Below are 2,318 nucleotides of genomic sequence, written 5' to 3' on the forward strand. Positions count from 1 at the left end.
TTGACCGCGTCATCCACCATTCACACATCTTTATGCTGGGAGGAGAAAGCTATCGGCTAAAGCAGAAGACAACAAGCTAGACTATGAAAGGTGGGTCAATTTTATTGGCCAAAGGTGGGTCAAAATAAATGGCCATTGACACTTGGGGAACACTCCAATGCCTTTGTTTTTGGAGTCTCCTACCCAAAGATAATCGCCTGCCCAGCTTCGGTATTCAGCGGTCGATAGAGCAGGATTTTCACACTCCTGGACCACTAGAATGTCTGCGTCTAGACTGTCAGCTGCTCGGAGCTTCTTTCGCAACGCTCCGTTGCAATTCCAGGTTACGATCTTCATGGAGTCCTTTGGTTCACGTTTGATATCACGGGAAACAGGCCGGTTTACTCATTCTTCCTCTAGCCAAGAGGCTATCACTAACCGTCAAAGTAAATGATTTTCCCTATGTCCACTGGGCCTTTGGCTAGGCCTAACTTCATCGCAGGCGTTTTACCCTGCTGATTAGGTGCGCAGTAGTTGTAATACACCCGGAATATGTCGCCAATAATGGTGTACATAGATGGATCATAAGCGGCATAACCATACCAAATCCGCCCCTTGCTTGTACCTGACTGAAAGGGCCTTTCAAAGAATGTAGAAAAGCGCCTGATTCTCATGAAGAAGCGATCTACAGGCGCTAGCGTGGCCATCCGATAAAGATTCGCCTGATGATCAATATCGTATCGCTCAACATCTGTTATGGCTGCCACCATTTTCTCAGGCTCAGCTTTTGTTGCTCCAGGGTGCTCAATCCATCGCTCAGGAGAACCGTTTACCTTCATTGGTTTTGCCAGCCGATTAGCGATGATGCTGTTGGTTATGTCCATGATAATCTTAGGAGTTAGCTGCTGCGCTGGCACTCCTGACATCACAGAAACCATTTTTCGGAACTGCGCAACTAGCTTCTCTTTTTCGTCGTTGGTTTTGTTTTTGGCTGCCCTGATCAAGAATCCGTCAGATAATCCGGCTGCAATCTTCTCCCTGAATGCGGCTACATAGGCTGTCTTCATCCCGCTGTCCAGATCCATGAAGAATCGGGTCTTTTCAGCGCCTTTAAAGAAGCGTTTTAGAAGGTAAAAGTGAGCCATCATGGTATATTCGTTGTGGACTAAGGCACCTTTTGGGGGTAATGCCTTGGTTCTATCGAAAAATTCCGATGAGTCAGCCGTGTTGTACTTGGAATCCGTCAGGGTTCTGATTTTTACCTCATCACGGATATTTCCGGCTATCGGTATACTGTCTTTCGAAGGTGCCTTTTTGATCGCGTCATTGAACTCTTGCCTCAACCAAATACGGGCGTACTTCCGGTGATATCGGGGTTTTTCGTAGTCTCCACTCTCTACAGCTTCCTTCTCGACTGCACTCGCATCGACCTCTCCGTCGAAATTGAAGTTAAACGCAAATACGTACCCGGAATTCAAACACGCCGTGGCGATACCGTAGATATCACAGTTCCTTTTGTCGGCTCGCTGGGTCCAATTGCTCACAAGGACTTGTCTATCAGTGGATAGGTAAAGCCGCCTGAATTTCTTCTGCCCAAGGTTCCGCTCCCTCTCTGCCACAAACCGCAGGCATTGGCGGTGGAGTAGGTGAATCTTGTCGTAAACCGTTTGTGGTGCAATATCCAGAATGAACGCTATTCGCGACAGGGGCGCTTTACTGACCAATAGCTTGAAAAGCATTTTCTCAACGTGGGACTTTGAACGTTTGCGGCTTTTCGGTTTCTCTGTGAAGCTTTTACGGCATACACGACATAGGAGACGTTGATTCCCGCTCGATGTCCTTCCGTTTCTTTTGACCGATACCGGCGTATCGCTTATGTTTGTCTCACAGATTGGGTTGGGGCAACGCAACTCTGCTGGATGTAGGTGCTTCGAGATCCTTTGAAGTTCTTCATAAACCGCCTTGTTGCTCTTTAGCGAAGTTGAGACTGCCCCAGTTTCTAATCCGTTTCGCTTATTCTCCATGCAGCTTAAGCAAAAAAGGGACGCAGTGCCTTTGCCAGTTCCGGATATGCGGTAATGCCCTTTACCTCTCTCGTACACCTCCTTGCCACCTTCATCAGTTTCTTTGATGGTTGTGAACGCTAAGAAGCTTTTGCAGGTAGGGTTCCGGCAGCCGTTGACTTGAATGCCCTGGATGGTTTCGGGGATTCGAGGTAGTTGGTCTTGGCAAGATTTCGTGCTCATAAAAAAAGCGCCATACTGTCTGGATATCCAGTAGTATAGCGCTTCTTTTGGCCTTGTCAGCCCTGCCAGCCACACTTAAGGCGAATGGCTTGG

Annotated in this window: 2 protein-coding genes; one reads left to right on the forward strand and one right to left on the reverse strand. The window is 48.0% G+C overall.

What is annotated here, in order from left to right:
- Window positions 1–11 precede the first annotated feature (11 nt).
- Window positions 12–80 (forward strand): hypothetical protein, encoded by a 69-nt coding sequence (locus ABJM11_RS08065; RefSeq protein WP_348295699.1) that lies wholly within the window; start codon window positions 12–14, stop codon window positions 78–80.
- Window positions 81–413: 333 nt separating this feature from the next.
- On the opposite strand, the gene ABJM11_RS08070 is transcribed toward ABJM11_RS08065, so the two are convergent.
- The gene (locus ABJM11_RS08070) at window positions 414–2,225 is read right to left on the reverse strand and encodes a hypothetical protein (RefSeq protein WP_348295714.1); all 1,812 of its coding nucleotides are present in this window, start codon (window positions 2,223–2,225) and stop codon (window positions 414–416) included.
- Window positions 2,226–2,318 lie beyond the last annotated feature (93 nt).

The sequence above is a fragment of the Marinobacter sp. genome, assembly GCF_039977835.1.
Classification (GTDB): Bacteria; Pseudomonadota; Gammaproteobacteria; order Pseudomonadales; family Oleiphilaceae; genus Marinobacter.